This is a genomic window from Sphingomonas sp. LH128 (genome assembly GCF_000293195.2).
Lineage (GTDB): Bacteria > Pseudomonadota > Alphaproteobacteria > Sphingomonadales > Sphingomonadaceae > Novosphingobium > Novosphingobium resinovorum_A.
On record NZ_ALVC01000361.1, the window covers coordinates 1 to 3547 of the forward strand.

Genomic DNA, 3547 nt, shown 5'->3' on the forward strand with positions numbered 1-3547 from the left:
TCGGCTCCTGCGGCGGGGGCGGCCCTATGGCGCGGCGCCGGAGCCGCTTGCGGTGATCGCCGGAGAGGCGGTGGCGCAAGAGTGCGGGCTGCACTTCATCTGCCTCAACGCCAGCCTCGCGCGGCAGTTCGAATTCGTGCAGGGTAGCTGGATCGCCAGCCCCTACTTCGGCGGGCTTTCGGGCGAGCAGGACCCGCTGCTGGGCAACCGCTGTCCGGTCCGCAGCGGGCAGGTGACGGACGCCTTCGCGTGGCACGACGGGGATGGCAATCCGCGCCTCGTCGCCGGACTGCCGCGCTTCGTGACGGTGGTGGGCGGGGCGTACTTCTTCCTGCCGGGGATCGGCGGGCTGGCGCGGATACTCGAGGACGCGCCCTAATTCGTCATTGCTTCGCTGTGCTTGCGGGTGGCGAAAAGCTGGCGTGTGACCGACTTCAATTCAATCATCGTCATTCCCGCGAAGGCGGGAACCCAACTCCTGAAGTGGCAAATTGCACCGTCATCAGATGGGTCCCCGCCTTCGCGGGGATGACGAAGCGGGGTATCAGTCAAACACGATCAGGCCCTAGTCGAACTGTTCGTGCCCGGTCGGCTCGGCGTGGCTTTCGCCGTTCTTGCCCTGCCGGTAGCGCGACATCTCGAAGTAGAGCCGCTGCCGTGCGCGGTTCTGGTTGCCGAGGGGGCGATGCTCCGGGACGCAGTGCCAGGGGTTCCACGTCAGTTGCCGGGCGAAGGCGAACTGTGCAGGCGAGCGGAATTCCTGGGCCGGGATCGTGATCCGCGCCACCGGAATATAGGGCGTGCGCGCCGGGTCCCACAGCACTGCGCCCTGCTCGATCGGCTGGAGGAACGGGTCGCGCTGCAGCCTCAGGCGCATCTCGAAACAGGCCTCGCCTTCTCGCAGCGAGGCGGCGAGGTTGTCGCGCAGGTAGTCGTCGCCGGGGCGCAGCGGCAGGCGGGGAATGCGCGTCGTGACGGGGGTGAGGGGGTGGAAACTGTACTGCATCGCCTGCCCCTCTCCCAGCAGGTAGGGCGTGCAGGAGAAGTACGTGTTGGCCAGCGGATTGGCGAGCGTACGGTTCCACAGCGCCTGCATGATGAAGTCGCGCACGTGCGGGCGCCTGAGGTTCAGGAAGTACCAGACCCCCATCTCGCGGCGGCTCCAGTATTGTAGGTGCGCGTTGGTGCGCGTGTCGGGCGTGGGGAAGGTGATGACGGTGACCGAGGTGAAGTCCTGCGTGGAATTCTCGTCGTCCATCAGCTTGGGGCCGGGCACGTCGCATAGCTTCACGCTCATTGAGCCGAAGCCGACGTCGTCGATGTCGGGCTCGACATGGGGGCCGGGGTTGGAGAAGCGGACCCATGCGGGAAAGCTGCGCTCCGCCGCGAAGACGCCCCGGCGCACGTGCTCGGGCAGGCCCGGCAATACCGTGAAAGTCGCCCGGACGAGGCCGTGGGTCTTGGTGTTGCCCGCGCGTTCGTAAGTGCCGGGAGTGAAGTCGAGGTCGAGGTGATGCTGCATCTCGGCGATGATGGTGTCGAGGCTGATGTCCTCGTCGGGATCGATGCGCTCCTGCGCCAGCGGGGGCACATCGCGGCTACGGGTGAGGTTGATGGTCCAGTTGAAGAACCGTGTCAGCGGCATGCGCACCACCGCGTCGAGCGCGGGGCGGAAGAAGGGATCGAAGCGCCGCTCGAAATGGAGGCCCGCTTCGAGCAGGCGGTGCAGAAAGCGCAGCATCGGTCAGCTCTCCCTATTCAGGCGCAGGATGTCGGCGGCCAGCTTCTCGGCCGCGAGGTAGATCGGCGCGGCGATGAACAGGCCGGGGATGCGCGGGAAGATCGAGCCATCGACCACGCGCAGCCGCTCGATCCCGTGGACCCGGCCCGAGGGATCGAGCACCGGCCCGATCGCGGCGCTGCCGCAGGCGTGATGCCCCCAGGCATTGGCGCGAACCCAGTCGCGCAAGGGCGCGCCGGTGAGGTGAGGGCCGGGCAGTTCCTCCTCGGCGATCACCCCGCGCGCGATCAGCGGGCGGGCGAGGGCGCGGGCCATCTCCAGTCCTTCGACGAGGCCGGTGAGGTCGGCCTCCCCGTCTTCCGCGAAGTGGGCGAAGTCGATGCGCGGCGGATCGCGCGGGTCGGCGGAGGCAAGGCGCACGGTGCCCGCGCGGTTGCCGGTCTGGCCCTTGAGCACGGTCCAGCTGAACCCGTCGAGCCCCGGCCAAAGCTCGGCGGAATAGCCGGGATAGTACCCTTTAAAGCGCGCCATGAGCCCCATCAGGAACAGGTCGGGCGCGTGGTCCCGCGCGGTGCTGGAGCGACGCAGCGCGGCGAGCGCCGCGCCGTTCGAGATGTACATGCCCCGCCGCCGCTTCCGCCACATGTGGTGCAGCGGATCGCCGGGGCTGAAGGTCGCGCCCTGCAGCGAGCGCCAAGGCTTCGCCATGCGGTGGACCAGACCGATCTCGTAGCGGTCCTGCAGGTTGCATCCGACTTGCGGCAGATGCTTGCGGCAGGCGATGCCGTGTTCGGCGAGATGGCCGGCGTCGCCGATGCCCGATAGCATCAGCAGTTGCGGCGTGGCGAAGGCGCCGCCTGCGAGGATGACCTCGCGCCGGGCGAAGCTGGCGCCTTCCTCGCTTATGGTGCCGGAGTTTGGGCCCGCCTGCGGGCTGGCGTGGTGAAGGTGGCGGCCTTTCAGCCATGCGACGCCGTTCGTGACCCCGCTCTTGTCGAACAGGACGCGGGTGACGAGGCAGTCCGTCAGGATCGTGATGCGATCCGGATGAGCCTCGCGCACGGCCTCCAGCCGCTCGCGCGCGCCGCTGCGGGCGTGGCCGCGCGTGGTGAGCGGGGTGTAGCAGACCTGTTCGCGGTCCTGCCGCCTGCCGTCGTTGGGATCGCCCCAGTCGCGCAGGAACACGCCGATGCGCGAGAGCCAGTTTCGGCCCCGCGCCACGTCCACCAGCGTCGCCAGCAGCAGCGAGCGGATCAGCGCCGCATCGCGAAAGGCGCGCATCGGTGCCGCTTTCTCGACCGGCAGCCAGCCGTCCCAGCCATGTCCGGTCGGGTCGATGCCGAGGCGGGCGAGCAGGCGCCAGAGCGGGCGGTGGCGGCAGTCCTCGACCAACTTGCGATGGCGGCGCATCGCTTCGGGCGACCAGCCCGGATCGCCGGTCAGGGTGGCCAGATGCGCCCAGTCGCTGTCTGGCGGGACCAGGAAGATCATCGCATTGTGCGCCGTGCAGCCCCCGAGCGCCCCGGCGCGGGGGTAGCTGACGAGGTCGCCTGCAGGAGCGGCGAAATGCCGCACGCGGTAATCCCACGCGAATTCGGGGTTCTCCGAGGCGAAGGGATGGAAGGCGGGCACCGCGTAGTCCGCCTGTGTCCTCGCGTCCCCGGCGCAGGGGTCCGGCCCGGCCTCGATCACCAGCACCCGCATTCCCGCTTCGGCAAGCCGCGCCGCGACGGTGCCTCCGGCCGCGCCCGACCCCACCACGATGTAGTCGTGTTCGGGCTGCGGCACCGCCTGCTCAGAGCGTCT

At 69.2% G+C, this 3547-nt stretch carries 3 protein-coding genes; 1 reads left to right on the forward strand and 2 read right to left on the reverse strand.

Annotated elements, in window-relative coordinates:
- Positions 1-379: peroxidase (locus LH128_RS24870; RefSeq protein ID WP_008832455.1), on the forward strand; the 379-nt coding region annotated here is incomplete at its 5' end.
- Positions 380-565: 186 nt separating this feature from the next.
- Here the strand turns inward: LH128_RS24870 and LH128_RS24875 are convergent.
- Positions 566-1741, reverse strand: a complete 1176-nt coding sequence (locus tag LH128_RS24875; protein ID WP_008832456.1) for a hypothetical protein — start codon at positions 1739-1741, stop codon at positions 566-568.
- Positions 1742-1744: 3 nt separating this feature from the next.
- Positions 1745-3547 (reverse strand): GMC family oxidoreductase (locus tag LH128_RS24880; protein WP_008832457.1); only part of this gene is annotated, 1803 nt, incomplete at its 5' end.